18 protein-coding genes and 6 pseudogenes are annotated in these 26654 nt (G+C 70.8%); 10 read left to right on the top strand and 14 right to left on the bottom strand.

All coding sequences use genetic code 11. From position 1 onward, the window contains the following. The first annotated feature begins 527 nt into the window (after positions 1 to 527). The 4 genes and pseudogenes from E0504_RS30740 to E0504_RS30755 form a co-directional block, all read left to right on the top strand. Positions 528 to 2729, top strand: a complete 2202-nt coding sequence (locus tag E0504_RS30740) for an MMPL family transporter (RefSeq protein WP_112109094.1) — start codon at positions 528 to 530, stop codon at positions 2727 to 2729. 206 nt (positions 2730 to 2935) lie between these two features. Next, positions 2936 to 6295 (top strand): AAA family ATPase, encoded by a 3360-nt coding sequence (locus E0504_RS30745; RefSeq protein WP_235014984.1) that lies wholly within the window; start codon positions 2936 to 2938, stop codon positions 6293 to 6295. 63 nt (positions 6296 to 6358) lie between these two features. Further along, positions 6359 to 9025 carry an AAA family ATPase gene (locus tag E0504_RS30750; RefSeq protein WP_112109096.1) on the top strand — a complete coding sequence of 889 codons (2667 nt, stop codon included), beginning with the start codon at positions 6359 to 6361 and terminating at the stop codon, positions 9023 to 9025. A gap of 157 nt (positions 9026 to 9182) precedes the next feature. After that, positions 9183 to 11144 (top strand): annotated as a pseudogene (locus E0504_RS30755) (BTAD domain-containing putative transcriptional regulator); the annotation flags it as partial. Between the two features lie 14 nt (positions 11145 to 11158). Here the strand turns inward: E0504_RS30755 and E0504_RS30760 are convergent. Further along, a complete protein-coding gene (locus E0504_RS30760; RefSeq protein ID WP_112109098.1) occupies positions 11159 to 11374 on the bottom strand; it encodes a 2TM domain-containing protein in 216 nt (71 codons plus the stop codon). 154 nt (positions 11375 to 11528) lie between these two features. Between E0504_RS30760 and E0504_RS30765 the strand changes: the two genes are divergently transcribed. The 3 genes and pseudogenes from E0504_RS30765 (at position 11529) to E0504_RS30775 (ending at position 15275) form a co-directional block, all read left to right on the top strand. Next, on the top strand, positions 11529 to 12338 hold the full coding sequence (locus E0504_RS30765) for an alpha/beta fold hydrolase (protein ID WP_243657688.1): 810 nt from the start codon (positions 11529 to 11531) through the stop codon (positions 12336 to 12338). A gap of 5 nt (positions 12339 to 12343) precedes the next feature. Continuing rightward, positions 12344 to 12488 (top strand): annotated as a pseudogene (locus E0504_RS54430) (YbhB/YbcL family Raf kinase inhibitor-like protein); the annotation flags it as partial. A 198-nt stretch (positions 12489 to 12686) separates the two neighbouring features. Next, positions 12687 to 15275 carry a SpoIIE family protein phosphatase gene (locus tag E0504_RS30775; protein ID WP_235014986.1) on the top strand — a complete coding sequence of 863 codons (2589 nt, stop codon included), beginning with the start codon at positions 12687 to 12689 and terminating at the stop codon, positions 15273 to 15275. Positions 15276 to 15423: 148 nt separating this feature from the next. Here the strand turns inward: E0504_RS30775 and E0504_RS30780 are convergent, their stop codons facing one another. Beyond that, on the bottom strand, positions 15424 to 16947 hold the full coding sequence (locus tag E0504_RS30780) for a catalase (protein ID WP_112109100.1): 1524 nt from the start codon (positions 16945 to 16947) through the stop codon (positions 15424 to 15426). Positions 16948 to 17295: 348 nt separating this feature from the next. Then, entirely contained in the window at positions 17296 to 17481 is a 186-nt protein-coding gene (locus tag E0504_RS30785; RefSeq protein WP_112109101.1) for a magnesium transporter accessory protein, read from the bottom strand. A 181-nt stretch (positions 17482 to 17662) separates the two neighbouring features. Between E0504_RS30785 and E0504_RS30790 the strand changes: the two genes are divergently transcribed. Together E0504_RS30790 and E0504_RS30795 are read left to right on the top strand one after the other, a co-directional pair. Beyond that, a complete protein-coding gene (locus E0504_RS30790; RefSeq protein ID WP_071059584.1) occupies positions 17663 to 17833 on the top strand; it encodes a CsbD family protein in 171 nt (56 codons plus the stop codon). A gap of 178 nt (positions 17834 to 18011) precedes the next feature. Continuing rightward, the gene (locus E0504_RS30795; RefSeq protein WP_112109102.1) at positions 18012 to 18980 is read left to right on the top strand and encodes a TIGR03557 family F420-dependent LLM class oxidoreductase; all 969 of its coding nucleotides are present in this window, start codon (positions 18012 to 18014) and stop codon (positions 18978 to 18980) included. On the opposite strand, the gene E0504_RS30800 is transcribed toward E0504_RS30795, so the two are convergent. The 4 genes and pseudogenes from E0504_RS30800 to E0504_RS30815 form a co-directional block, all read right to left on the bottom strand. Beyond that, the gene (locus tag E0504_RS30800; RefSeq protein ID WP_235014987.1) at positions 18977 to 19222 is read right to left on the bottom strand and encodes a DUF6328 family protein; all 246 of its coding nucleotides are present in this window, start codon (positions 19220 to 19222) and stop codon (positions 18977 to 18979) included. The genes E0504_RS30795 and E0504_RS30800 overlap by 4 nt on opposite strands. Positions 19223 to 19233: 11 nt before the next feature. After that, positions 19234 to 19320: pseudogene (locus E0504_RS54435) on the bottom strand (DUF72 domain-containing protein); the annotation flags it as partial. A 30-nt stretch (positions 19321 to 19350) separates the two neighbouring features. Beyond that, entirely contained in the window at positions 19351 to 20328 is a 978-nt protein-coding gene (locus E0504_RS30810; protein ID WP_306769281.1) for an alpha/beta fold hydrolase, read from the bottom strand. 209 nt (positions 20329 to 20537) lie between these two features. Then, positions 20538 to 22097: a CYTH and CHAD domain-containing protein gene (locus E0504_RS30815; RefSeq protein WP_131626290.1), complete on the bottom strand. Its 1560-nt coding sequence runs from the start codon at positions 22095 to 22097 to the stop codon at positions 20538 to 20540. 80 nt (positions 22098 to 22177) lie between these two features. On the opposite strand from E0504_RS30815, the gene E0504_RS30820 reads away from it, so the two are divergent. Beyond that, complete coding sequence (locus E0504_RS30820; protein WP_112109104.1) at positions 22178 to 22366, top strand: hypothetical protein; 189 nt, start codon at positions 22178 to 22180, stop codon at positions 22364 to 22366. 19 nt (positions 22367 to 22385) lie between these two features. On the opposite strand, the gene E0504_RS30825 is transcribed toward E0504_RS30820, so the two are convergent. From E0504_RS30825 to E0504_RS30855, 7 genes and pseudogenes are all read right to left on the bottom strand, one after another. Continuing rightward, positions 22386 to 22946, bottom strand: coding sequence for a hypothetical protein (locus E0504_RS30825; protein WP_131626291.1), 561 nt, complete (start codon positions 22944 to 22946; stop codon positions 22386 to 22388). A gap of 162 nt (positions 22947 to 23108) precedes the next feature. After that, positions 23109 to 23561: a VOC family protein gene (locus E0504_RS30830; RefSeq protein ID WP_112109105.1), complete on the bottom strand. Its 453-nt coding sequence runs from the start codon at positions 23559 to 23561 to the stop codon at positions 23109 to 23111. Between the two features lie 50 nt (positions 23562 to 23611). Further along, positions 23612 to 24265: a TetR/AcrR family transcriptional regulator gene (locus E0504_RS30835; protein ID WP_112109106.1), complete on the bottom strand. Its 654-nt coding sequence runs from the start codon at positions 24263 to 24265 to the stop codon at positions 23612 to 23614. Between the two features lie 373 nt (positions 24266 to 24638). After that, positions 24639 to 24914, bottom strand: a pseudogene (locus tag E0504_RS30840) (integrase core domain-containing protein); the annotation flags it as partial. 7 nt (positions 24915 to 24921) lie between these two features. Beyond that, positions 24922 to 25086, bottom strand: a pseudogene (locus tag E0504_RS30845) (IS30 family transposase); the annotation flags it as partial. Positions 25087 to 25133: 47 nt separating this feature from the next. Then, positions 25134 to 26264: an IS110 family transposase gene (locus E0504_RS30850; protein WP_131626292.1), complete on the bottom strand. Its 1131-nt coding sequence runs from the start codon at positions 26262 to 26264 to the stop codon at positions 25134 to 25136. A gap of 241 nt (positions 26265 to 26505) precedes the next feature. Then, a pseudogene (locus E0504_RS30855) lies at positions 26506 to 26654 on the bottom strand (transposase); the annotation flags it as partial.

The following is a 26654-nucleotide window of genomic DNA, read 5'->3' on the forward strand; positions in this document are numbered from 1 at the left end:
CCGGGCGCCGCTACCTCGGTGTATTCCGGGCCGCGTCCGCGTTCCGTCGTCCCCGGCTTCGTCCCGTCGGTGGCCGTAGCCCCGCGACCACCACGCACCAACCCTGTCCGGCGACCGGTGGGCCGGGTGGAGGCGGCGCCGAATCCACTAAGCGTCCAGTTGTCATCAAGAGAGTCGACCTAGTGTGATCAAAGGCAGGTGCATGCGGTCGGGCACGGCTGTTGTGGGTTCGTCCAGCCATGGCTCTGGAGGCGAGGTCTCACCATCAGGAAGCCCGTGGTCTTCATCCACTGCCTGTGGATACATGCCGTTTCCGCCGCTCATCGTCGAGGGCAAGGCCCAATACCGTGCCCGCCAGGGTCCGTCAGGGCGGTTCGCCGGCTCTATCCGCGGTTGGCGCCAGCTCGCTGACGAGGCCCTAACCTGGCTCGCCCATCGAGGCCTGTGACGCCCGTCCCGCGCGCGGCAGGTTGCCGCCTGTGCCCGTACTGCGACCAGAGGTCGCGCAGAATGTCCAGGGAGCAGCAATGTTCGAGCGACTGGGACGGGCGATGTTCCGTCGGCGGCGATGGGTCATCAGCCTGGCCGTGGCCTTCGCCGCGTTCGGGGGCATCTGGGGTACGCAGGTGTTCGGCGCGCTGACCACCGGTGGGTTCGACGATCCGGCCAGCGAGAGTGCCCGTGCGCTCGACCGTGCCGAGGCGACACTTGGCCGAACAGGCAATGACCTGGTCGTTCTCTACAGCAGCCCGAGCGCGACGGTCGACGACCCGGCGTTCCGGCGGGCCGTGACCGGGACACTGGACGCGCTCCCGGACGACGTGGTGACCAGGACGATCACCTACTGGGGCACGAACAGCCCGGCGCTGGTCAGCGACGATCGGCGCTCCACCTACGCCGTGCTGACCGTGGCCGGCGACGAGGTGCAGCGCGTCGACGGGCTGAAGGAGATCGAGGACGGGCTGGCCGCTCCCGGCCTTCAGACCCAGGTCGGCGGCTACACCGCGGTCAGTCGCGACATCGGCGAGCGGGTGGCGGCAGACATCGGCCGTGCCGAGACGATCTCCATACCGGTGCTGCTCGTCCTGCTGGTGGTCGTCTTCGGCGGCGTGGCCGCGGCGAGCCTGCCGCTCGTGATCGGTGGTCTGGCCATCCTCGGGGCCTTCACCGCGCTACGTGGGCTGAGCTACCTGACCGACGTCTCGGTCTTCTCGATCAACGTGGTGACGATCCTCGGGCTGGGTCTGGCGATCGACTACGGCCTGTTCATGACCGGACGGTTCCGGGAGGAGATCGCCCGTGGGCTGGGCGTCGAGGACGCGATCGTTCGGACGATGGCCACCGCCGGCCACACCGTCGCGGTCTCCGGCGTCACCGTCGCGGTCTCGTTGTCCGGGCTGCTGATCTTCCCGATGCCCTTTCTCCGCTCGATGGGATTCGGTGGGCTGTCCGCGGTCGTGGTCGCGATGGTGGCGGCGCTGACCGTGCTGCCCGCCCTGCTCGGGGTCCTGGGCCACCGGGTGGACGCGCTCTCCGTGCGGCGGTTCCGTCGCATTCCGCGCCCGGCTCCCACAGCGGGCGAGGTCGAGCACGGGTTCTGGTACCGCCTCGCGCACAGCATCATGCGGCGCCCGGTCATCTACGCGGTCGGGGTGCTCGCGGTCCTGCTGCTGGCCGGTTCGCCGTTTCTCCGGGTGGAGTTCGGCGGTGTCGACCCCAGGGTGCTCCCGGCGGGTACCGAGAGCCGCGTCGTCTCCGAGACCGTCGACCGGGACTTCGTCCGCAACAGCCAGTTGCCGATCGAGGCGATCGTGACCTCATCCGACCGCGCCGGGCTGGAACGACAGGCCGGGCTGGAGCGATACGTCACCGCGGTCCGGGACGTCGACGGCGTGACCGGAGCCGAGGTCACCGGCCAGTCCGGGAGTGTCACCCGGGTCGCCGTCAGTTACCAGGACGACCCGATCTCGGCGCAGGCGCGGGACCTGGTGCGCCGGATCCGGAACGTCCCCGCACCGCCTGGCGGCGAGGTACTGGTGGGTGGCTTCACCGCGGAGCTGACCGACCAGCTCGACACCACCGCCGACCTGCTGCCCTGGATGGCGTTGATCATCGTCGGCGCGACGTTCGTCCTGCTGTTCCTCGCCTTCGGCTCGGTCGTGCTGCCGATCAAGGCGATCGTGATGAACATCCTGTCGCTCGGCGCCTCGTTCGGCGCACTGGTCCTGATCTTCCAGGACGGCCACCTGTCCGGTCCGCTGAACTTCACACCCACCGGGACGCTGGAGGCGACGCAGCCGATCCTCGTGCTCGCGATCGTGTTCGGGCTGTCGACGGACTACGAGGTCTTCCTGATGTCCCGGATCCGCGAGGTGTACGACCGGACCGGCGACAACACCACGGCGGTCGCGGTCGGACTGCAGCGCAGCGGCCGGATCATCACCAGTGCCGCGCTACTCATCCTGGTCGTGATCGGGCTGTTCTCGACCTCCGGCATCACCTTCATCAAGCTGATCGGGGTAGCGATGATCATTGCCGTCCTGGTGGACGCGACGATCGTCCGGGCGCTGCTCGTACCGGCCACGATGCGCCTGCTCGGGAACACGAACTGGTGGGCGCCGTCGCCACTGCGGCGCTTCTACGCCCGTCACGGCCTGCGCGAAGGCGCGGACCCGCCCCCATCGGCGCCTGATCTCCGTCCCGCACCAGCCCACACGCAATCCGACTGATGGATGGTCAGCCGTGCCAGCGCCGGGACGCGGGTCGGTACGCAGGGCCGGTGTCTTTGGGTACCGGGTCCGCGGCCACCTCGAGTAACAGATCTCGGCGGGCTGGTTCCGGACGTAAACTTTGCCCTGCAGACATTGCGAGCAAACGGGACCCGCGCGACTGGCAATCTGTCCTCATCGATTCGGGAGTAGCAACAGGCGTGGCCATGTCATTGCGTCCTGTCCGTGCCGGTAGCCCTGAACAGCCGTCTCCCGGCAGGAATCTTTGCCTCCAGATTCTCGGTCCGTTGCGGATCTGGCGGGGCGGCGTCGAGCTGGGTGCCGGGCCCCGGCAACAGGCCTGCCTGCTCGCGCTGCTCCTCATCCGGGCGGGCCGGCCGATCAGCACGAGCGAGCTGATCGACCTGATCTGGGAGGACGACGTCCCGGCATCGGCTGTCAACATCCTCCAGAAATACATCGGCACGCTGCGGCGGTTGCTGGAGCCCGCGCTGCCGGCCCGCGGAACCGGCTCGTACCTGCAGCGCCGCGGCAACGGTTACCTGTTTTCGGCCGACCCCGGCATGCTGGACGTCGTCACCTTCCGGGAAATCGCCGGAAAGGCCAGGACATGCCTCGCGGAGCAGCGCCTCGATGCGGCGCTCGACTGCTATGTACAGGCGCTGGCGCTCTGGCACGGCCCCGCGGGTGGCGGGCTGACCCACGGATCGACCGCCGTGTCGCTCTTCGCCGCGATCAACGACGAGTTCTTCGACGCATGCGTACCGGCGGCCGAGCTCGCGGTGACGCTGGGCCAACCCGAGCTCGTGCTCCAGCCCCTGCGTCTGGCCGCCTGGATGGCGCCGTTGCACGAAACCGTGCAGGCAAGCCTCGTCTTCACCCTGGCCGCAGCCGGTCAGCAGGCTGAGGCGCTGTCAGTGTTCGGGACGGTCCGCGCCCGGCTCGCCGAGGAGCTCGGCATCGATCCCGGGCCCGCGCTGCGGGCCGCGCACCTGCGGGTCCTTGGCCAGCCACCGACCTCGGCGGCATCGGCCGGCGCGGACGACGACGGGCCGGCGGGAACGGCGTGCGCGCCGGCGGGAACGGCGGGCGGGCACGCAGGCGGGCCGCTGTCAGGGCAACCACCGACCGAGTTGCCCACGCTCGTCGGCAGCGCCGGGAAGCCGTCCGCCGAGCAGCCGCGGGCTCCTTCCCTCGAGACACCGACCGCCGACGGCATGATCGGCCGAGCCGAGGAGCTCGCGGTGCTGCGGCACGCGGTGGACTCGGTGTTTGCCGGCGGCGCGGGGCTCGTCGTCGTCGAGGGTGAGCCGGGGGTGGGCAAGACGCGCCTGCTGGAGGAGGCCGGCGCGGAGGCGGACAGGCGCGGCGCGCTCGTTGTCTGGGGCCGCTGCCTGGAGGGCGACGGGACGCCGTCGATGTGGCCGTGGGTGCAGGCGGTCGGCACGGTCCTCGACAGCCTGCCCGCCGCGGCGCGGGAGGAGTGGCACGCCGGCGAACTCGGCCGCCTCGTGGAGCCGCGCGGCGGCGTTCCCGCCACGCCGGTGCTGCCGGACAGCGGCGCCCAGTTCCGCCTGTTCGAACGGGTTGTCGCCCTCGTCGGCCAGGTCTCGGCGCGGCGGCCGGTGGTACTCGTGATCGACGATCTCCAGTGGGCGGACGTCGCCTCGCTGCAGATGTTCAGTCACCTGGCGGCCCGCCCGCCGGGCGGCGCTGTGATCACCGGCGCGCTCCGCGACCGTGTGCCCGTGCCCGGCTCGGAGCTGGCGCGGATGCTCGCCGCCGCGAGCCGGCTGCCCCGGCACCGCCGGATCCGGCTCGGCCCGCTCGACGCGGCCGAGGTGGCCGAGCTCGTCCGCCGCGAGACCGGTCAGACCCCCGACGTCGGTGTTACCCAAAGCATCCATGCCCGCACTGCCGGCAACCCCTTCTTCGTGCGGGAGTTGTCCCGGCTCCTCGCCGACGGCGGGGTTCTCACTGAGGATGCCGCGGCGCGGGCCGGTGTGCCGTCCACCGTGCGGGATGTCGTCCGCGACCGGATGGCGGGCCTTGACGACGACACCGGCGGCCTGTTGCAGATCGCCGCGCTCATCGGCCGGGAGATCGACCTCGGCCTGCTCGCACGCGCGGCCGACCTTGACGCACAGACCTGCATCGACCGCCTCGAGCCCCTGGAGGCGCTCGGTCTGCTCGAGCCCACGCCCGGGGACCCGTTCTCGTTCCGCTTCGCGCACGACCTGGTCCGGGAGTCGGTCGTCCGGACGACGCCGCCGCTGCGCGCCACCCGGCTGCACCTGCGCGTCGCGGACGCGCTGGAGCGCTCCGACACCGACGGCGAGTCCGTCGCCGAGCGCCTCGCCCACCACCTGTGGGCCGCCGGCCCACTCGCGGACCCGGCCCGGACCTCGAGCGCGCTGGAGCGCGCCGGGCGCCGGGCCGCGGCCAAGTCCGCGTTCGAGGCCGCCGCACGGCAGCTGGTGTCGGCCGCGCAGGTGGCGAGGGCAGCGGGCATGTCGGAGCGGGAGCTGTCCGCCCTGTCGCAGCTCACCGCGGTCGTCGGGATGCGGTCCGGGTACGTCGGCTCCGCGGTCGACCTGCTGGAGCGCGCCGAGGAGCTGGCTCGTGACCTCGGCCGGGAACGGGAGGCAGCCGACTTCCTCTTCTCCCGCTGGGCCGCGTGCTCCCAGGGCATCCAGCTCGACCGCGCCGGCCGGCTGGCGCGCCGGCTGCTCGATCAGGGCGAGGCGTCCGCCGACCCGGTCGTGCGTGCCTACGGCCGGCACGCCTGGGGCATCCACCAGTGGGACGTCGGCAACATCGGCGAGGCGTTCCGGTATCTGAGCCAGTCCAACTCGATCATGTTCGATGGCCTGGCCCAGCGCGAGGATGATCCGCTCCGGCACGACCTGCAGCTGCTCTCGCCCGTGATGCTCGCGTTGAACACCGCGCTGCACGGTGACGTCGACGGGGCGCGGGTGCTGCTCGACAGGCTGGAGGCCGCCGCGTGTGGCGACTCCTACGCGATCACGGTCTGGGCCGCCTTCGCCGTCACGGTAGCGGCGCTGGCCGGCGACCCCGCCTGGGCACTACGCGCAGCGGAACGGGGAATCGCGGTGGACCCGGAACATTCCTTCGTCTTCCTCGGCAGCTACCAGCGACTGGCCCGGTGCTGGGCGCGGGCCGTGACCGGCGAAGACCCGGCCGGCGCCGCGACAGAGGCCAAAATGATCATCGCGGCGACCCTGCTCGACCCGCCACGCTCGGGCCTGGCCACCTGGTACGGACTGCTCGCCGAGATGTGGCTGGCGGCCGGGATGCCGGCCGAGGCCACCGCCACCCTCGACCGGGCCGACTCGTTCCTCGACACCTACGGCCAGCGCTACCCCGAAGGCCTGATACTCCTGCTGCGGGCACGGATGATGCAGGCACGCGGCGAGCCCACCGCCGTCGTCCAGGCCGCCGCCGAGCGGGCTCGCGCGCTGTCCGCCGAGCGCGAGGCTCACCTGTTCGCCCACCGCGCCGAGGAATTGTCGGCCGGGCTGGCGACGGAGCCGGCCGGCCACTGATCGTCACATCACCCGGTGTCCGGTAGGGCCGTCTGGGGATTTGTCGCCGGATAAGGTTCCCGCGTGGGCCAAGGGAAGCTCATCGGGCGGGACGAGGAACGGTCCCGGCTCCTGGCGTTGCTCGGCGACGCGGCCGGGCCGGTCCTGGTGCTCCGGGGGGAGGCCGGCCTCGGCAAGACGGCGTTGCTGGACGAGCTGGCCGCGGCGGCGGCCGGGTTCCGGGTCGTGCGCTGCGCGGGGGCGGAGGCGGAGCGGGACCTGGCGTTCGCCGGGCTGCATCAGCTGGTCTTTCCGTTGCTGCCCGACGCGGCAGGCCTGGATCCCGCGCACCGGGCGGTGATCGACGCGGCGTTCACCGGTACGGCCGCCGCCCCGCAGGTGATGGCGCTCGGCATCGCCGTGCTGGACCTGCTGACCCTCGTCTCGGCGGCCAGCCCGCTGCTGCTGGCCGTCGACGACGGCCAGTGGCTGGACGTACCCAGCACACAGGTCCTCGCGTTCACCGCGCGGCGCCTCGCGGGTACGGCCGTGCGGGTGGCAGTCGCGGTGCGCCCCGAGGCGTCGTCACCGCTCGACGGGGCTGGGCTGCCGGAGCTGAACCTGGAGCCGCTGACCGAGCAGGTTTCCACCCGGTTGCTGGACCTGCAGCAGACCGGGCTCAGCCCGTACCACCGGAACATGATTCTGAAGACCGCGGCCGGCAACCCGTTGGCGCTGATCGAGCTGCCCCGGGCGGAACTGCTGGACACCGGCGCGATCGCGCTGCCGCGGCGGCTGGAGAAGATCTACGGCACGCGGCTGCGCGGCCTGCCGGCGACCGAGCGCGGCGAGCTGCTGCTGGCGGCGCTGGACGGCACCGGTGCCGGATCGGCGCGCAGGGTCGGCGCGGCCCGGTACCGGATGCGCGGCGTCGGCCGGGCGGTCGAGGCGGGCCTGCTGGCCCCGGACCCGGCCACCGGGGAGCCGGTGTTCCGGCATCCCCTCGTCCGCTCGGCCGTCGTGCAGGCCGCGACCCCGCACGAACGCCGGGCCGCCCACGCTGACCTCGCCGAGCTGCACCGCGACAGCCCGGAACGGCGGGCCGTGCACCTGGCCGCCGCTACCGTCGACCCGGACGACGACGTCGCCGCGGCCCTCGAAGAGGCGGCCGTCTCGGCTTCGCGGCGCGGCGGTGCGGCGACCGCGATCACCTGGCTGACCCGCGCAGCGGAACTCAGCCGCCGACCCGCCGACCGGTCCCGGCGGCTGGCCGACGCCGCGTACGTCGCCGGGCAGGCCGGTCTGCTCGACACCGCACAGGGCCTCGCGGAGGACGCCGCGTTGGACGGCCCGGCCGCAGAGATCACCGCAGGGTACGTGGCGCTTTACCGCGAGGGTGAGGTCGTCGCGAATCACCGGCGGATCACCGCGCTGCTGGAGTTCGGAGTCGCCGACGAACAGCTGACCGAACGTGCGCTGAGCCTGATGCTGGCGATCAGCCAGTTCGCTGCCGACCCGGTCCGCTGGGAGCGTACCGACGCGCTGTTCGACCGGTTCGGCGACCGGATGGGCCCGTCGACGGCGATTGCCCGGGACGCGTGGGGCGACCTGGTGAAGCGCGGTCACGGCATACCGGAACGGATCGCTGACGCCCTCGCCGATCCCGCCGCTCGCGCGCCGTGGGACGTGATGAGGCTGACCGTCTCCGCCTACTATGTGGGCGTTCTCGGCGACCACCGGGAGCTGCTGCTGCGGACGGTCGACCGGGAGACGGAGGCCGGCGCGGTCACCAGCGTGATGGTGCTGCTCCAGATGGTCATGCTTGACCAGATCGGCGCCGGCGCGTGGGCGGAGGCTGAGCGCACCGGCCGTCGCGGCCTGGACCTGACCGCCGGGCACGGGTACACGCTGTTCGCTCAGTCGTTCCGGGCGTTCCTCGGCCTGCTGGCCGCCTACCGCGGTGATCTGGCCCGAGCCCGTGACCTGCAGGCGGCCGTGGACGCCTGGGGGCGGCCGCGCGGGCTGGGGTTCCTGACCGAGTACGCGGAGGCGATCGGCGCTGCCGCGGCACTGAGCGAAGGCGAGTACGAGACCGCGTACGCCTACGCCGCTGGAATCACCGCCCCGGGCACGTTCTCCCGCTACTCGCAGCAGGCCACCCGCACGCTGCTCGACCTGGTCGAGGCCGCCGCGCACACCGGCCGGCACGACGCAGCCCTCGCGCACGCCGAAGCCGCCCGGGATGCGGGCCTGCCGGCGCTGTCGCCGCGTCTGGCGCTGCTCACCGCCGGGGCACTGGCGATCACCGCGCCGCGGGAGGAGGCCGGTGCGCTGTTCGTCGCCGCGGTCGCGCATCCCGCCGGTCGGGCGTTCCCGTTCGAGCTGGCGCGGATCCGTCTGGCGTACGGTGCGTGGCTGCGGCGCGCCCGCGAGCTGACTTTGGCGCGCCAGACGCTGACCGAGGCACTCGGCGCGTTCGACCTGCTCGGCGCCGCGACCTGGGCCGAACGGGCCCGAGCCGAACTACGCGCCGCCGGCAGGCCGACCCGCGCGGACCGCGCCGCGGTGGCCGCGCTGACCCCGCAGGAACGGCAGATCGCCGAGCTGGCCGCGACCGGGCTGAGCAATCGGGAGATCGGTGCCCGGCTGTTCCTGTCACCGCGCACGGTCGGTGCGCATCTGTACAAGGTCTTCCCGAAGCTCGGCATCACGTCGCGGGCCTCGCTACGTGACGCGCTCCAGAGCGGCTGACACGACGTAGGTCATCTGACAGATCAGCGGGCACCGACTGCTCGGCGATGCTGCGCGCATCGCCCGCACGGAGGAGCCCGCAGTGAGTACCACCGCCACCCCCGGAGCAGGCACGGCCTCCTCCGGCGGACAGCTGTGTCTTCGGATTCTCGGCCCGTTGCGGATCTGGCGGGGCGGCGTCGAGCTGGAGGCCGGGCCTCGCCAGCAGGCGTACCTGCTCGCTCTGCTGCTCGCCCGTGCGGGCAGGCCGACCAGCATGAGCCAGTTGATCGATCTGATCTGGGGCGACGACGTCCCGGCCTCGGCTGTCAACATTCTCCAGAAGTACGTCGGTGCGCTGCGGCGGCTGCTGGAGCCCACGCTGCCCGCGCGTGCGACCGGGTCGTACCTGCAGCGCCGCGGTGACAGTTACCTGTTCGCCGCCGGCCCCGTCATGCTGGACGTCGTCACCTTCCGGGAACTGGTCGAGGTGGCCAGGGCCGGCGTCGCGGAGCAGCGCCCCGACGCGGCACTCGACTGGTACGTGCAGGCACTCGGGCTCTGGCACGGCCCCGCAGGTGACGGCCTGGCTCACGGATCGAGTGCGATGTCCGTGTTCTCCGCACTGGATGGTGAGTTCCTTGACACGTGCGTGGCGGCGGCCGAGCTCGCGGTGGCCCGGGGCCGGCCTGCGCGCGTGCTCGCGCCGCTGCGCCTGGCCGCGGGGATGGCGCCGCTGCACGAGACCGTGCAGGCGAGTCTCGTCATCGCCCTGGCCGCCGCCGGTCAGCAGGCGGAAGCGCTGTCCGTCCTGCGGGCAGTCCGTGCCCGGCTCGCCGAGGAGCTCGGCATCGATCCCGGACCGGCGCTGGTGGCCGCACACCGGCGTGTGCTGGAGCCGGCATCGGCCGAGGGAAGGCCTTCCGAGCGGCTGCGGGTGCCTCTGCGGGCGCCTGCCCTCGGGACGCCGTCCGTAGACGGCCTGATCGGTCGGGCCGAGAAACTCGCGGTGCTGCGCCGCGCGGTGGACTCGGCGTTCGCCGGCGGCGCGGGACTCGTCGTCGTAGAGGGTGAGTCGGGGGTGGGCAAGACGCGCCTGCTGGAGGAGGCCGGCGCGGAGGCGGACAGGCGCGGCGCGCTCGTGGTCTGGGGCCGCTGCCTCGAAGGCGACGGCACACCGGCGATGTGGCCATGGGAACAGGCGGTCGCCCTGCTCCTCGACAACCTGTCCGCCGCGGCGCGGGAGGACTGGCACGCCGGTGAGCTCGGCCGCCTCGTGGAGCCCCGCGGCGTCACCCCCGCGGCTCCGGCACCGCGGGACAGACCAGTGCTGTCGGACAGACCGGTGCTGTCGGACACGCCGGTGCTGTCGGACAGCGGCACCCGGTTCCGGCTGTTCGAACGAGCTGTCGCCCTCATCAGCCACATCTCGGTGGGACGCCCGGTGGTGATCGTCGTCGACGATCTCCAGTGGGCCGACGTCGCCTCGCTGCAGATGTTCAGCCACCTGGCCGCCCGCCTGCCGGTCAGCACCGTGGTCATCGGTGCGATCCGCGACCGGCTACCCGCACCCGGCTCGGAGCTGGCCCGGATGCTCGCCGCCGCGAGCCGGCAACCCCGGCACCGCCGGATCCGGCTCGGCCCGCTCAACCCGGCAGAGGCAGCTGAACTCGTCCGCCGCGACACCGGCCAGATTCCCAGCCCCGGCGTCGCCCGCAGCATCCACGCCCGCACCGCCGGCAACCCCTTCCTGATCCGGGAACTGGCCCGGCATCTCGCCGACAGCGGCGATCTCACCGACGCCGCCGCCGCACAGGCCGGGGTGCCCTCCACCGTCCGCGACGTCGTCCGTGACCGGATGGCCGGCCTCGACAACGACACCACAGACCTGTTACAGATTGCCGCGCTGATCGGCCGGGACGTCGACCTCGCCCTGCTCGCCCACGTCTCCGAGCTCGACGTCCGGACCTGCATCGACCACCTTGAACCCCTGGAAGCACTCGGCCTGCTCGAACCCCGGCCGGGGAAGCCGTTCTCCTACCGCTTCGCGCACGACCTCGTCCGCGAGTCGGTCGCCGACACCACACCGTTGTGGCGGTTGGCCCGACTGCACCTGCTGGTCCCGGACGCGCTGGAGCGGATGAACGATACGGCTCAGTGCCTGGAGTTCAACGTGGACGGCGAGCGGACAGCCCAGACGTGGAACGCCAGCCCGATGCCCCACGCCAGTATCGACCACAGGGGCCAGAAGAAATGATCCGGGGTGAGAACCGCCCACAGTACGACCTGGACAAGATTGGCCAGGACATAGCACAGAAGATGGATCCTCAGGCCCCACTTCTCGGCGGTCTCACTTTTCTTCGATTTCATTCCAGCAGCCTAGGTCGACGTACTTGACGGGGCGCGAACTCTTTGTGGATCCGCCGTCGTGTGCGTCCGAATTCGTTCAGTGCTCGTCAAGTATCTGACTCTACGCTGACCCTCGATCGCGGCTTAGAGCGCAACGGATATCGAAAGGTCTACATTGACTACGACAACTCGCCGAACGCTGCTGGCCGGATCAGCCGCGGTCGCGACCGGCACCACGGCCGGCGCAGTGCTCGGAGCGTCCGCCGCGCAGGCACGCACCCAGCCCGACGGCAGGCAGAAACCCACCGTGGTACTCGTGCACGGCGCGTTCGCCGACGCCTCCGGCTGGAACGACGTCGCCGCCCGGCTCATCCGCGACGGCTACCCGGTCATCGCCCCGGCGAACCCGCTGCGCGGCGTTGCCGCCGACTCCTCCTACCTGGCCAGCATCCTCGCCACCCTCAGCGGCCCGCTCGTCCTCGCGGCCCACTCCTACGGCGGGATCGTCGTCACGAACGCCGCGACCGGCAACGCCAACGTGAAGGCGCTGGTCTACGTGGCCGCGTTCGTACCAGATCAGGGCGAGACGCTGCTGGGCCTGCAGACGAAGTACCCGGGAAGCAAGCTCAACGAGACGGCGCTGGACCTCCGTCCCCACGGTGCGGGCGTCGACGGATATATCAAGAAAGAGGTCTTCCGCGACGTGTTCGCCGGCGATGTGCCGAGGGCGACCATCGACCTGATGTGGGCCGGCCAGCGGCCGAGTGACGTGCGCACGCTGCAGGAGCCGTCCGGCGCCCCGGCCTGGAAGACCGTTCCTTCCTGGTACCTCGTTGCCCGCAACGACAACGTGCTTCCCGCCGCGGCGCAGCGGTTCATGGCGCGGCGGGCCGGCGCGCGCACCGTCGAGGTCGGTGCCTCGCACGTCGCGATGATCGTTCAGCCCGCGGCGACGGCCGATCTCATCAGGCGCGCCACGCTCTGACGAAGCCCGCCACCGTCACCGACCTGCCGGAGGACGCGGGCGACGAGACCGGTTCCGGCCTGCCCCAGGGCGCGTTCCAGCTACCCGATGACGCTCGGGTCGCCCGTTTCGTCGGTGCCCCCGCCGGCTGACGACGGCCCGCACCGCTACAGGCTGCGGGAGCCAGGATGATCTCCGGCTTGGTGTGATCCGACCGGTGCCTTCTGCGTTCGCGTATCGGGGCTGCGGCTGTCGTCTGCTTGGGCGACCCTGTGGCCAGGGGATGTGCTGATAATCCAGGTAGCACGGTTGCGTTTGTGCGCCGGCTGGGGTGGCATGTCCACCTGGACTGGAGCGGGGTGGGCGGCGGTGACTGTGGGGGGCCGGGCTGACACCCTTGCCGAGCTGCGTCTCGACGCCACCCCCGACGCGGTCGCGCACGCGCGTCGGGCGGCCACCAGGGCTCTCTCCGGTACCCGCTGGCAGGCGATCGCGTCCGATGTCGCGCTCGTCGTCAGCGAGCTCGCGACAAATGCCGTTCTACACGGAAGCGTTCCGGTGCATGTCCGGCTCCGTTCCGGCGCCTCGGCGATCCGGGTCGAGGTCAGTGACGGAAGTCGGGTGGAGCCCGTCCGGCCGCCGCCGGACGGCGGCGGTCTGACCGGGCGTGGTATGGCGCTGGTCGCCTTCACCGCGACACGGTGGGGGGTCGAACCCGATCATGGTGGAAAGACCGTGTGGGCGGAGCTCGGCGAGGCGGGGAACCACCACGGGGCTGTGTCCGACGCGCCGTCACCCAGCGCGCCGAGGGCTGACCGGGGCGAGTATCTGATCACTCTCGGGGATGTCCCGACAGATCTACTGCTCGCGGCGAAGCACCACGTGGACGGCCTCATCCGGGAGTTCGCCCTCGCCGCGGGCGGCGCGGCCACCGGCGCGAGCGGCACCGTGCCGCAGCGGCTGGCGGAACTACTGGAGCTGGTGACGAACCGTTTCGCCCGGCCGCGGGAGGCGATCAAGCGTCAGGCGTTGGCCGCCGTCGCGGCCGGGGAGCCGCGAACCCATCTCCAGCTGGCGTTGCCCCTGGATGCCGCGGACGCCGGCGAGGAGTACCTGGCGGCGTTGGAGGAGATCGAGAGCTACGCCCGTGCCGCCCGCCTGCTCACCCTGGAATCGCCGCCGCAGCATGTGGCTTTCCGCCGCTGGTATGTGGGATCGCTGGTGACACAGCTCCGGATCGCTGCCCGGGGCGGCGTGCCCGAGCCGGTGCGTACCTTCGAGCAGTATCTGCTGGACACTCTCGACGAGGTGGTCAGAACCCAACGCACGGCCGAACGGGCCGCGCGGCTGCAGGGGGTCACCGCGGCCCTCGCTCTGGCGACGACGCCGGAGAAAGTCGCTGAGGTGGTGGTTTCCGAGGGGGTGACCGCCCTGGGCGCGTTCGGGGGCGGCCTGCTGGTCGCGCGGGACGCTGGGCGGCTCGCGGTCCCCGGCACCGTCGGGTACCGCGAGGAGGTGGTCTCGATGCTGCGTGCGGAACGGCTCGACGACCGCCTGCCGGCCGCCGATGCGATCCGCGGCGGTATGCCGGTCTGGTTGGAATCCCGCCAGGACCGCGACTCGCGCTACCCGGAGCTGGCCGAGCGGGAACCGAATGTGGTGTCGATGTGTGCGTTGCCGCTGCTCGTCGGTGACCGTGTGCTCGGGGCGTTGCGGTTCTCCTTCGACCACCCCCGGCTTTTCGACGCTGACGAACGTGACTTTGTCCTGGCGCTGGCGGTGCAGACCGCGCTGGCCGTGGAACGGGCCCGGCTGTTCGCCGCCGAGCGCCGTGCGCTCGAACGCAGCGCTTTCCTCGCGACGCTCGCCGACCGGATCACCACCACGCTGGACCCACGGCGCGTCCTCGAGCAGACCACCGACCTGTTGGTGCCCCGGTACGCCGAACGGGCCGTCGCGGTCCTGACGGACGAGCCGATGACCTCCATCGGCGATCCCTCCCCGAGGGAACTTGCCCTGATGAGGGCGGTTACCCAGACCGGAACCACGACCACGACCACCACTACCGACGGCGACGAGACCGTACTGGCTGTTCCGCTCACCGTCGGCGGCCGTGCGGTCGCCGTCCTCGCTGTGCTCTGTCGCGAGGACAGCCCACGCGCCCGCGACGAGCAGGATGCCATCGAGGAGGTCGCCCGGCGGGCGGCCGTCGCGGTGGGCAACGCTCAGCTGTACGAACAGGAACGGCGCACCGCTCTCACCCTGCAACGCAGCCTTCTCCCGCAGCGACTGCCGACGATCGGTGGGCTGTCGTTCGCCTGGCGCTACCTTCCTGGCAGCGCCGGCGCCCTGGTCGGCGGCGACTGGTACGACGTCCTTCCCCTGGACGACGGTCGGGTGGCGCTTGTCATCGGGGACGTCATGGGGCACGGCATCCAGGCCGCCGCGACCATGGGCCAGCTGCGAGCCTCCGCCCGCGCACACATCACCACCGATCCCAGTCCGTCGGCCGTACTGGCCCGGCTCGATGAGGCGGCGAATCGTCTCGAGCAGGGACAGATCGCCACGGCGGCGCTTGCCGTGCTGGACCCCGCGAACGCGCGGCTCACCCTGGCATCCGCCGGGCACCTGCCACCGCTGCTGGTCCCTCCGCGCGGCGAGGCCTACTACCTGCCGGTCGATCCAGGTCCCCCACTGAGCACGGGACTACCCGAGTACCCGCAGACGCAGACCACGCTCGAGTCGGGCAGCATTCTCCTGTTCTTCACCGACGGGCTGGTCGAGGACCGCAAACGGCCAGTGGACGAGGGGATGAAGCTCCTGCGGGTGGCTGCCACCGCGGCAGCTTCCCCCGACCAGCTGTGCGACCAGGCCCTGGCCGCACTCGGCCGGCTGGCCGGCCACGACGACGACACCGCCCTGCTCGCCGTCATGGTCAACACCCTGGGCCCCGCATGATCTCGCCGAGCTGGAGGTCATTGGCCCAACCGGCGATCTCAGCGTGCTCGCGGTAGTGGCGGACTCGCGGTAGTGGCGGAGGTGGCGCCGCCGGCCGTGGTTCGGGCCCGGCTGGGAGAGCGGGCCCCGAACCACGGCCGGCGGACGGTCAGGCCTTGGCCTGCGCGCTGGACCGGGCCGGGTTGGCCTGCTGCGCGGCCTTCGGGTCGGTCTCGTCCTGCTTGGCCCGTACGCCTGCCTCGATCTGGGTGCCGAGGTCCTTGTCGACATTGCGCCAGTACTCGAAGGCGCGGACCAGCACGGGTTCGCTGACACCGTCGAGCAGGTGCCCGACGACGTTGTCGACCAGCCGCTGCCGCGCGGCATCGTCGAGGACATCGCGGACCATCGTCCCGGCCTGCCCCCAGTCGTCGTCCTCCGGGCGCGAGGTGTAGGCGGCGCGAACCATCTCGCCGTCGGAGTACCAGTGGCCGCCGTCGTCGGTCAGTTCCGGCTGGGCCACCGGGCCGCTGTAGGAGTTCGGCGCGTACACCGGGTCGGTGACGTTCTGCACCCGCATCGCGCCGTCCTTGGAGTAGCTGTGGACGGGCACCTTCGCGGAGTTCACCGGGATCTGCTTGTAGTTCACACCAAGGCGGGCCCGGTGGGCGTCGGCGTAGCTGAACCCGCGAGCGAGCAGCATCTTGTCCGGCGACAGCCCGGTGCCCGCGACGATGTTGTTCGGCTCGAACGCGGCCTGCTCCATCTCCGTGTGAAAATCGGTGATGTTGCGGTTGAGCGTCAGCCGGCCGACCTCGTGCAGCGGGTAGTCGCCGTGCGGCCAGACCTTGGTCAGGTCGAAGGGGTTGAACCGGTAGGTCTTGGCCTCCTCGAACGGCATGATCTGCATCTTCAGCGTCCAGCTCGGGAAGTCCCCGGCGGCGATGTGCTCGAAGAGGTCGCGCTGGTGGTAGTCGGTGTCTACCGAGGCCATCTGGTCACCCTCGTCCTGGGTGAAGAACTCGATGCCCTGGTCGGTCTTGAAGTGGTACTTCACCCAGAACCGCTCGCCGGCGGCGTTGATCCACATGTACGTGTGGCTGGAGTATCCGTTCATGTTTCGCCAGGTACGCGGAATGCCGCGGTCACCCATCAGCCACGTGACCTGGTGCGCGGATTCCGGCGACAGCGTCCAGAAGTCCCACTGCATGTCGTGGTCACGCAGGTTGTTGTCGGCCCGGCGCTTCTGGGACCGGATGAAGTGCTGGAACTTCAGCGGATCCCTGATGAAGAAGACCGGCGTGTTGTTCCCGACGATGTCGAGATTGCCCTCGCTGGTGTAGAACTTGACCGCGAAACCGCGTGGGTCGCGCCAGGTGTCGGGGCTGCCGCGCTCCCCGGCCACCGTCGAGAACCGAATGATCACATCCGTCTCGGTGCCCGGTTGGAACACCGCCGCCCGGGTGAACGCGCTCATGTCCTGGGTGACCTGGAAGGTGCCGAACGCGCCGCCGCCCTTCGCGTGCGGCTGACGCTCCGGGATGCGTTCCCGGTTGAAGTTCGCCATCTGCTCGATCAGGTAGTGATCCTGCAGCAGCAGCGGGCCGTCCGGCCCCACGGACAGCGAGTGCTCATCGCTGGCGACGGGTATTCCGGCATCGGTCGTCGTCGGACGAGGCTTCTGAACGGTCACGACTCACTCCATTACATCGCGGGATTTGACATCGCGGGACTTGCCCACCCGGTCGACAGCCGCGGCACCCGTCCCGGACCGCGATCCCGGCCTCGGCGATCACGAGCTCCGTGTCACCAGATGCCGGACGGCAGCGCCGTGCGACAGCCACCCCCTGTTCGTCGGCTACCCATCCCCGTACCGGGAAAACCGATGCGGACGAGGCCTGCGGCAGTCGGGACCGACGGAGCGCTGGTGATCCCGCCCGGAGTTGCGTGCCGGGTCGTCGCGATCGGCGACCGGTGCACCCACCGGCGTGGCTTCCAGGCCGACGATGAACGCGCGGGCGACTGCGTGCGGCGCCCTGACTCAGGCCCGGTGACGGATCAACGAACCTATGCCGCCACCAAACAGGCCAATCGCTCCCAGAAGGATCCCGAACGCCCCGAACGTCGTCTGTGTGTCCCAGGAGATGGCGGAGGTGAAAGCAATTAGGACACCAATCACAATCAGCGTGATCGCGGCAAGGGTGCCGATAATGCTCGGATCGGTCATATGGCCGTCTTACCCGGCGACGGCGGGTTGTAACGGGGGATCCTGACCTGACCCGGATCGGTGGCCATCGTGCAGAGTTCCCACCGTTTGAACGTGCCTGCTCCTACGGGTCACCGGGCCAGAGCTGGGTATAGCCGCACCGCAACCACGCGCGAACGGTCATCCGACGGAGGAATTTCCGATGAGCATGGTGGACAAGGCGAGGAATGCCCTGCAGCGGTTCACGGGACGCGGCAAGCGGACCGCAGGCCGGGCCAGCGGGGACCGAGGGCTGGAAGCCCGAGGTGCCGCGGAGAAGATCGGTGGGAACATCAAGCAGGCCGGCGAGAACCTGAAGGACACCACGCGTTGACCGATGCGCGGTGTCGGGTGACATCAGGCTCCAGAACGGCACCGCCGAGTTCGAGACCCGCCGGGCCCGTCGCATTGACAGAGCCGATGACATCAACTCCGATCTCGCCGGCGGCCCGGGCAAGGGATCCGGACGAGGGAGACCGGACAAGGGATCCGGACGAGGGAGAGGAGAAGAGATGCGGGTCGGCTACAAGCTGGCAACCGAGGCGTTCGGCCCCCGGGAGATCATCCGTCAGGCGGTCGCCGCCGAGGAGGCCGGCTTCGACTTCGTGGAGCTGAGCGATCACTTCCACCCGTGGCTGGACAACCAGGGGCATTCGGCGTTCACGTGGACGATGCTCGGCTCGATCGCCGAGCGCACCGACCGGGTCGGGCTGGTGACCGGCGTGACGTGCCCGACGATCCGGTACCACCCGGCGGTGGTCGCGCAGGCGGCGGCGACCGTCGCCCTCGTGTCCGACGGGCGTTTCACGCTGGGGCTCGGGTCGGGGGAGCGGCTCAACGAGCATGTCGTCGGGCGCGGGTTCCCCGCTGTGGCCAGGCGGCACGCGATGCTGCGGGAGGCTGTCGAGATCATCCGGCTGTTGTGGCGGGGTGGGTACCAGTCCTACGACGGGCGTTACCTCCAGCTGGAGGACGCGCGGGTGTTCGATCTGCCCGATCCGCTGCCGGAGATCGCTGTCGCCGCCAGCGGTGGGCCGTCGGTTCGGCTGGCGGCCGAGTGCGGCGATGCCCTGTTCGCCACCGAGCCCAAGCCCGGGATCGTCGAGGACTACGCGGCCGCGGGCGGAACCGGGGCGCGTTACGCCGAGGTTCCGCTGGCCTACGCGGCGGACGAGGCCGAGGCGGCCAAGGCTGTACACGCGACCAACCGGTGGGCGCTGACCGGCTGGAAAGTGATGAGCGAGCTACCCAACCCGGTCAACTTCGCCGCCGCGACGACGACGGTCACCGAGGACGACGTGAGGGGGCAGTTCGCCTGTGGTCCCGACCCGGCGCGGCATCTGGCGGCCGCCCGCGAGTTCACCGATGCCGGCTTCGACCAGCTGGTCCTGATGAACGCCGGCCCTGACCCGGACGGCTTCTTCGACTTCTTCCGCTCGACCTTGGCGGCGCCGCTGCGAGCCCTGGCCCCGGCCGCCTAACGGCCGGTGTCCCGATTGCCGCGCAGCCGGACGGCCATCGGGACGATCGCCCACAGGACCACCAGCAGCGCGAGCCGCGCGAGCCCTACCCGGGCGACCCGGCTCGCGACGCGGACCAGCGTCTGCTTCTCCCGGTGACCGAACACGGCCCGGTGAATGCTGACCGGCATCACGAGCAGGCCGGTCGCACCGGCCGGCAGGAGGACGATGGCCAGGTACAGCGAACGCTGCTCGTGGTTCACGTCGTGAGTCGACGCGCCGGCGTGCCTGGCGGGTACAGCACGCCGGTCCAGTGGGCGTAGCTCCAGCCGGACGTACCGATGTGCGCCTGCGCGCCCAACAGCCGTACCGTCCTTCCTTTCTTCGGGTCTCAGGGCTGTCGATCGCCGGTGGTGGGGATGCGCCGGGTCCGCGTCATCGGACGCAGGCTTGGGGTCATCGGACGCAGGCTTGGGCACCGGCACACCCGGCGGCCCGGCAGCGTCCTGTCGATCAGCTCGCGTAGGCGGGCACTGACCGCGTTCGGGCGTTCGAGGATCACCGCGTGCCCGGCACCTGCCTCGACGGAGAGTTCGGCGGCCGGCACGGCCTCGGCCAGCGCCCTGCTGTGTTCCAGGGGAGTCATGAGGTCGGCGTCGCCGACGAGAAGCAGCGTGGGGACGTCCCGCAGCACACCCGTCGCCGCCAACCGGTCGTGGTCGAGCAGCGTGCGCAGGAAGGCGCCGACCACGGGGATCGGGGTGTCCGCGATCATCCTCTCGAGGCGGTCGACCACCTCGCCTGGCACGTGAGTGGTGCCGAAGCCGAGCCGTCGGGTCAGCGCCCTCGACAGGCTGCTGCCCCGCCACCGGGCCCGTTCCAGCACTGACGGGGAGTGGCGCATCGCGGCGGCCACACCGGGCAGCGTCCGGCGCGCCGCGGTGGCGACCATGGCCGGCAGGCCGAGTACCGACCTGGCCAGCCCACCCGCGCTTGTGGACAGCGGGGCCACGGCGACGATCCGGTCGCCGAACAGCTCCGGGTGCGTCTCGGCCAGCCCGAGGATGGTCATCCCGCCCATCGAATGACCGATGAGCGCGATCGGGCCGGTCGGCACCCGGTCGTCGAGGACCCGGAGCAGGTCATCGGCGAGCTGCGCGAGGGTGCAGTGCTCCGCGTCGGACGGGCCCGACCGGCCGTGCGCGCGTTGGTCGTAGCAGACCGTGCGTCCCAGATCGGCGAGATTCCGGCGCTGGGAGGACCAGGCGTCCGCGGTCATGCAGAAGCCGTGCACGAAGACGAGGGTCAGCGTCGCGTCGCTCGGGCCGATCTCGTCGACATGCAGGGACACCCCGTCGGAGGCGATCACCGTCGTCTCCCGCAGGGCGTGCGCGGCGGTCCGCGTCGGCTCCGCCGTTCGCCGCGTTCGCTCTGGGCGCCGTGCCCCGGGGACGGGGGCTGGGGAGCGCCGCATGCCGGGTGGAGCGACAGCCGTTCGGGCCTTCCGGGTCACCAGGCCCACGTCCCCACATCCATCAGTGCGATAAAAGCATCTGTGCCCCGTTCTGGGGTGGTGTATCAGTGCAGCCAGCGGCGGTGGCGCCGGCGGGAGAGCTTCGGCCAGCGGGCGGCGAAGACATCCCTGGTCAGGTGTGCCTGTTCCCGCTCGCCGCCGAGGAGAAGGCCGTAGGTGAAGGAGGATTCGCCGGCCTGGTTGGCGGCGATCGCGAACTCGCGCAGGACGCCCTGGGCGACGACGCAGTCCTGGTGCTCACCCAGGCTGTTCTGGATTTTCTTGGCTCGCCTGGTGTGCTTCGCGGCGTGTTCCCCGTAGACCGGCGTGGCCGCCTCGCTCGCGTAGCGCAGCTGCTTCGCGGCCTTCCGCGCGGCGTGCAGGGCGACGTCCTGGCTGTCGCCGGCGGGGGTGTGGAGGGCTCGATCGACCCGGCGGCGCAGCTTGCGGTCGGTTTTGCGGATCGGGGCGCGCAGGGCCGGCCCTGCCGGGCGGCGACCAAGGGCGGAATACGGTGGTTCGCCGACGAAGGCGATCAGGTCGTCGACGAAATCCAGGTACTGCGCGTCGCGCATCCAGGTCAGGGCCTGCTCCCGGCCGCGCAGGTGCTGTGCGCGCAGATGGCCCTGCACGCGGGCGGCGACGGGGCCCAGCAGGTCCCGTTCGTCGAGCGCGTCGATCCCGGCGGTGAACCGCTCGAGCTGGACCTCGCCGTCGCGGGCGGCGTTGAGCAGGAGGTTCAGTTCCCGCAGTCGGGCCTGGAGCGCGCGCGCCGGTGCTGGGTCGAACAGCCGCTGGAACGTGCGCAGGGCGCTGCGCAGCCGGCGGGCGGCGACCCGCATGTCATGAACAGACTCGGGATCGCCGAGGCGCACGCGGGCGTCAGCGGCCAGCAGGGCCCGGGTATGGGTCGCCAGATAGCCGCGGACGGCCTCACCCGCGGTTCCCCCGGCCGGGGCGCCGTCGGCGGGGAGCTCGGGGAGTTCCGGCCGCGCCGCCCGCGATCCGAGTGCCCGGGCGAGCTTGGACGGCCCGGCGGCCGGCCGGGCCCCGGCCTCACACAGCACCGCGCCGGCCGCCGGCAGGACGTCGAGGTCGTCGCCGAGGGCCTCGACCTCGATCTCCCGCCAGCGGGACAGCGTCGTCGACGTGCCCAGTGTCTGGGCGTGGACCTCGTCGTCGGCTAGTTCCGCCAGGTCCCGTCCGTCGGGGGCGCGCAGAGTGGTCGCGCGGCGGACGGTCCGCACCCTCGCGACGGGGGCCAGGGGCCTGCCGCGGGTGGTGGCGGCCACGAGGTCGGCGAACTCGCCCGGGACAGTGCCCTCGGCGGAGGGGTCCCGCTCGATCGCGTCCAGCGGACGGCTGATCTCGTCCCGGCCGGCCCCCGAGTTCTGGAACTTGAGATGCCAGCCGGCGTCATGCCCGCCCTGGCGCCGTCGCAGCGTGATGCGGTTGCGGGCAAGCCGCAGATCTTCGGTGTCGTAGTAGACGGCGTCGAGATGCTCCTCCGTCGGCCCGGCGGTCGAGGCGACCCCGGCAAGACCGGTCAGGGCCGGGACGACGAACGTCGAACTCACGTCGAACTTGGTCTCTACCTCCCGATGCCCGTGGGCCGGTGTACGCATAACACCCTCCGTGTCGGCTTTCACTTCTCCTTTCGGGCCTACCCCCTCCGATGTCGGTAACCCACCGCCCGCGGGGTGGGGTGAGACGTGCCTGCCTGGCGTACGGCGGCTCAGCGCGGTGTGAGACGGGGCTGTCCGGGTACCCGAACGAACGCCGCGAACATCATGCGCCGGCTCAGGCCAACGCGACGAGGAGCTACCCGGTGAGCCTGCTGACCAGCCTGCTGCACGACCTCGACCAGGACGAACGCGACCACCTCCGCTTCTGATCGCGCGGGACGGGGGCCGCTACTGGAACGGCGGCGCCAGCGTCCTGTTCGGCATAGACGGACCGCTGCCGAATGCCGACAGCATTCCGCGTGGTGCGTCCCGCCGCGATTGAGGCGAACGGCCACCGTCGCGCCAGGGAAGCAGTCCTCCACCCTCCCCGACGGCCGGCTGGGTTGGGGCCGTGGCGTCGAAGATGGATATGGTCCGTAGAATGCTCACTGCCTTCTGGGTGAATTTTCCAGTGATGAGGTCGTTGCAGGCCGGGTTCTCGTACATCAGTTGGACGGCGTACCGGCGTGCCCAGGCGGTGTCGACGGCGTTGTCCTGAGCAGGGACCGGTCCAACGTACGGGTGGATGTCGGGGTCCACCGGCGGCAGGGTCACCGGACCTGACGGCGGCAGCGGCGGCAGCGGTGTGGGACGCGGCGTGTTGCAGTGGGGCGAGCAGTCCACCGCAGCCGCCGCACTTGCCGGTCCGGCGCCCATGAGGACGGCTCCAGCCAGGGCGACAAGGGCGAGCAGACCGAAGACGGCCTGGCGGAAACGGCTGTAGGAGGGATGGGGATGGGGCCGGGGCATGAGAGCTCCGGACGGAAGGCGGTCAGTTGTCTTCTGTTCGGAGCAGCTCGGCTGCCGGATGATCCAGACCCGGTTTTGGCGCCAGGCGGCCAGCGTTTCCCGGAGGCAGCGCGACACGCCGCCGGCTCGGTGTGTGCGGCGTGGGCCGGCTCGCCACCCGGGTCAGGCGGCGGAATCAGCGAGGGGACGGGGCTCGTGGATGTCCCGCAGCTCGGCGTCCACGATGACGATGAGCTCGACGCGCATGCCGTCGGGATCGGTGAACCAGACGGCATGGAACGCACCCAGATCCTCCACTGTGCCGTCGCTGGCGCCGCACGCGACGAGGCGGGCGCGCAGGGTCTCGAACGCTTCCGGCGATTCGGCTGTTAGGGCAAGATGGTCGAGGTGGCCCCGGTCGAACATCGCGGGCAGCGCGGCGCTGTGGGGATTTCCGACCACCTCGGCGGGATGCAGCCAGGAATGCGGGCCGGTCCGCAGTATCGCGTGCCGGAAGGCCGGGGTCGTCTCGCTGAAGACGACGTCCAGGTCGAAGACCCCGTGATAGAAGTCGATGAACCGGTCGAGGTTCCCGGTGAGGACAGCGACGTGGTTGACGCCGACGAGCAGAGACATGTGAGATCCTTCGGTCATTCCCGGGCAGGGCAAGGTTCAAGGGTCTTCGTTCAGGGGACGTTTGTTTCGGAGGCGTTTGTTTCGGAGGCGATGCCGCCGGTTGCGTGGGCGGCAGTCGTGGGGGCGGTAAGGGCGACACCTCGGGCCCGGGCGCCTTCGAGGAGGAGCTCGAGGGCGAGAGCGGCCGACTCGGCGGACTCCGTACCGTCCATCTCCCAGAAGTCGCGCAGGGTCTGCCAGGTGGACGCGGTCGTGAGGAGCTGGACGACCGCGGCGACGCGGCGGGTGTCCTCAGCACCAAGGCCGGGCGCTTCCGCGCGGACGAGCGTGACGGCGGCGCTCTGGCGTTGCTCCCGGCTCGAGAGGCGAGCGAGCAGGCCCTCGGGAGTGAGTAGGAGTTCCCGGATGACCGGGGCTACCGCGTCGAACCCTGGAAAGGCCCGCCGTACGAGCGCGACGGCGCCCCGACCGTCGGTCGGCAGCTCACCGTCGAACCCGATCCGTCGGTTGGCCCAGGCGAAGACCGCGGCAAGCAGCGCTTCCCTTGTGGCGAAGTGCCGGTAGACGGTGCGTTCGGGAACGCCGGCCTCCTTCGCCACCTTCGCGAAGGTGAGGTCCTCCCCGGCCGTAAGCAGGGCGGCCACACCGTCGAGCACGCGTTCGCGCACGACCTCGGAGCGGGCCTCCCGCAGCGACGACTTCATGGCAGTGATGCTGCCAAGTTGGCAGTGACACTGTCAATATCTGTCAGGGAACTGTCGCCCCACCGCGCTGGTGCATGGCGCCGTCACATGGCGAGGATGAGGCGAGGCGTGGTCCCTTCCCCGGCCCCGCCCCCCGGTGCCGCCCTCCGGCCTTCGCCGGTTTCCTGGGGAGCTGGGTGTGGAATCGGGCCGCGTCGGCGGCCAGGGCCTGGGTCAGGCTGGGTCGATGCCGGGCCGGTGGATGTCGACGAGCGGCGCGGGCACGACTCCGCGCATCCCGAAGAGGCGGCCAGATATTTTGAGGTGCTGCCCGTTTCTCGGACACCGGTGTAGTCGGACTACATCAGCTTTATGCTGCTTCCTTCCCTTCGGTCTAGGTTGCGTGGTATGCGCGCTCGATGTGTTCTGGGGTGCGGTAGTCGAGAGCAGAGTGGAGTCGTTGCCGGTTGTAGAAGACCTCGATGTATTCGGCGATCGCCGTACGCGCGGCGCGGCGGGTCGGATAGGTTTCCCGGTGGACGAGTTCGTTCTTGAGTGTTCCGAAGAACGACTCCGCGGCGGAATTATCCCAACACACTCCGGTGGCCCCGACCGATGGGCGTACACCGTGGCTTTTCAGGACGCGATGGTAGGCATCCGATGTATCTTGACCGAATTCAACCGGTCGTCGCAACACCGGCCTGTTGGAGTGAGAGTAGCTGGTTGTTCATCGCTTCGGTGGGGGTCTTCCAGCGGAGGGTCTTGCGGGGCCGGTCGTTGAGGGTCGCGGCGATGGTGGCGAGTTCGTGGCGGGTCCAGCGGGACAGGTCGGTGCCCTTGGGTGCCTCTGTGTTTGTCAAGCTGACCGGGTCAGGGCGTCGTAGAGTCATCAGCTGGCGGGCCTGGGAAGTGACTTGTCCGAAGAGCTGGTGGTCGGGGTTGAGCCAGCCGCGCTGGATTGCAGAGTCGTCCCCGGGTGTCCTCCCGGGCTCGCCGCCGCACGGCGTTCGTCGGCGATCATGACGCGCCAGAGGTGGTCGGCCAGGCGGCGTTTGAGGCATCTCCTGGCTTCCCGTGGAGTTTTCCCTTCGGCGATCTTGGTTTGGTAGTAGAGGTTGCCGGGGCTGCGCAGTGTGCGGATCTGGGTGACGGCCACGGTGTGCAGTGCGGAGTTCAGCTGGCGGTCCCCGGCGCGGGAGAGCCGGTGGCGGGCTTTGCCGGCGCTGGCCACTTCGACGGGCGCGGCACCGACGTAGTTGGCGTAGGCGGCGGAGTTCGGGAATCGGGAGGGGCGCCCGGTCCTGCCGATGAGTCTTCCCGCGATGATCGGGCCGACGCCGACGGTCTTGGTCAGCGTGCTGCCGGACTCGTCGACCAGGGCGCTGATGGCCTTGGCACTGGCCTTGAGGCGGGTGTCCAAGGAGCGGATCTCGGCAACGAGGTCGCCGGCGACGGCCTTGCGGGCTCGTTCGGCGTCTCCGCTCGGGCGGACCGAGCGCAGCAGGGCGGCCGCGGTGGCCGCGGACAGGTCCTTCGGCGCGCCGCCAGCCAGCAACGCCCGCAGCAGAGCGTGCAGCTGGTTCACCGCGCGGACTCGCGCCTGGGCGAGGTTGACCCGCTGTTCGTCCAGCACGGCCAACGCGTCGGCAGCAGTTTCGGCGGCCAATGGCCGCGCGTCACCCTGGAACGCCGCCACGCAGGCTGCCGCAGCAGCGTCAAGGCGGTCGTTCTTGCGGCCCCCGCCGCGAGACAGCTGACGGACCCGTGCTGTCGCAGTGGAAGGGACGTCCACTACCTGCTCGCCACGCGCGAGCAGCCACGAAGCTAGGTGCCGGCCGAGGCCTTCGGCGTTTTCGACCGCCCACCGGCGCTGCGGCCATCGAGCGGCCCAGCTCAGCATCCGCCGGTACTCCGGCAACGTCGCGTCGATGCGGATCGAGGCGACCTGCCGATTGGTGTCGGGCTCGACCACGGTCGCTGTGTGGGTGGATTTGTGCGGATCGACGCCGATCAACATCATCGAGGGCGGCCCCTTCTCGTGACGACATGGGGATCCGCGGCCGACAGCCCGACTTCGAGATACTGCGCCTCGCCGTCACGCCTCTGTCGAGTCAAGCCGCGAACGGACACCGGCCGGGACGACACACCCAAAGCGAGCCAGCCAGCAGGCGGCAGGAAGTACTCGAGTCAACCCGACCGATGTCCTACGGCACGCTACGAGCAGCAAACCCGACCACGACACCGCTCCCCCATACAAGTCGGAAGTACTGGCGTAGCAGCCCGTCGGTGTTCTCGTTCGTGCCGCGCTGCCAGGGGCTGTGCGGGTCGGCGAAGTAGACCCCGAGACCCGTGCCGGCGGTCAGCGCGGCGTGCCCGGCCATCTCCTTACCGCGGTCCCAGGTCAGGGTCC

This window comes from Parafrankia sp. BMG5.11, assembly GCF_004337455.1.

Excerpts from the sequence above, each read along its gene's own strand:
- E0504_RS30835 (WP_112109106.1), bottom strand. The coding sequence starts at position 24,265 with ATGAAGTCGTCGCTGCGGGAGGCCCGCTCCGAGGTCGTGCGCGAACGC.
- E0504_RS30740 (WP_112109094.1), top strand. The coding sequence starts at position 528 with ATGTTCGAGCGACTGGGACGGGCGATGTTCCGTCGGCGGCGATGGGTC.
- E0504_RS30830 (WP_112109105.1), bottom strand. The coding sequence starts at position 23,561 with ATGTCTCTGCTCGTCGGCGTCAACCACGTCGCTGTCCTCACCGGGAAC.
- E0504_RS30745 (WP_235014984.1), top strand. The coding sequence starts at position 2,936 with ATGTCATTGCGTCCTGTCCGTGCCGGTAGCCCTGAACAGCCGTCTCCC.
- E0504_RS30760 (WP_112109098.1), bottom strand. The coding sequence starts at position 11,374 with ATGAAATCGAAGAAAAGTGAGACCGCCGAGAAGTGGGGCCTGAGGATC.
- E0504_RS30850 (WP_131626292.1), bottom strand. The coding sequence starts at position 26,264 with ATGATGTTGATCGGCGTCGATCCGCACAAATCCACCCACACAGCGACC.
- E0504_RS30785 (WP_112109101.1), bottom strand. The coding sequence starts at position 17,481 with ATGACCGATCCGAGCATTATCGGCACCCTTGCCGCGATCACGCTGATT.
- E0504_RS30795 (WP_112109102.1), top strand. The coding sequence starts at position 18,012 with ATGCGGGTCGGCTACAAGCTGGCAACCGAGGCGTTCGGCCCCCGGGAG.
- E0504_RS30790 (WP_071059584.1), top strand. The coding sequence starts at position 17,663 with ATGAGCATGGTGGACAAGGCGAGGAATGCCCTGCAGCGGTTCACGGGA.
- E0504_RS30825 (WP_131626291.1), bottom strand. The coding sequence starts at position 22,946 with ATGCCCCGGCCCCATCCCCATCCCTCCTACAGCCGTTTCCGCCAGGCC.
- E0504_RS30815 (WP_131626290.1), bottom strand. The coding sequence starts at position 22,097 with ATGCGTACACCGGCCCACGGGCATCGGGAGGTAGAGACCAAGTTCGAC.